The 939-nt window shown below is 53.4% G+C and carries 1 rRNA gene; it reads left to right on the forward strand.

The window, feature by feature from the left end:
- Nucleotides 1–939 (forward strand): 23S ribosomal RNA (locus FOT55_RS12490); the annotation flags it as partial.

A 939-nucleotide genomic window follows, 5' to 3' on the forward strand; every position in this document is an offset into this window, starting at 1 on the left:
AGCCGCAAGGCGAAGCTCTTGATCGAAGCCCCAGTAAACGGCGGCCGTAACTATAACGGTCCTAAGGTAGCGAAATTCCTTGTCGGGTAAGTTCCGACCTGCACGAATGGCGTAATGATGGCCAGGCTGTCTCCACCCGAGACTCAGTGAAATTGAACTCGCTGTGAAGATGCAGTGTACCCGCGGCAAGACGGAAAGACCCCGTGAACCTTTACTATAGCTTGACACTGAACATTGAGCCTTGATGTGTAGGATAGGTGGGAGGCTTTGAAGCGTGGACGCCAGTCTGCGTGGAGCCATCCTTGAAATACCACCCTTTAATGTTTGATGTTCTAACTCGGCCCCATAATCTGGGGTGAGGACAGTGTCTGGTGGGTAGTTTGACTGGGGCGGTCTCCTCCCAAAGAGTAACGGAGGAGCACGAAGGTTAGCTAATCACGGTCGGACATCGTGAGGTTAGTGCAAAGGCATAAGCTAGCTTGACTGCGAGAGTGACGGCTCGAGCAGGTACGAAAGTAGGTCTTAGTGATCCGGTGGTTCTGAATGGAAGGGCCATCGCTCAACGGATAAAAGGTACTCCGGGGATAACAGGCTGATACCGCCCAAGAGTTCATATCGACGGCGGTGTTTGGCACCTCGATGTCGGCTCATCACATCCTGGGGCTGAAGTAGGTCCCAAGGGTATGGCTGTTCGCCATTTAAAGTGGTACGCGAGCTGGGTTTAGAACGTCGTGAGACAGTTCGGTCCCTATCTGCCGTGGGCGTTGGAAGATTGAGAGGGGTTGCTCCTAGTACGAGAGGACCGGAGTGAACGCACCACTGGTGTTCGGGTTGTCATGCCAATGGCATTGCCCGGTAGCTAAGTGCGGAAAAGATAAGCGCTGAAAGCATCTAAGCGCGAAACTTGCCTCAAGATGAGTCTTCCCTGGGCCTTTAAGG

The sequence above is a fragment of the Serratia bockelmannii genome, from assembly GCF_008011855.1.
Taxonomy (GTDB): Bacteria; Pseudomonadota; Gammaproteobacteria; order Enterobacterales; family Enterobacteriaceae; genus Serratia; species Serratia bockelmannii.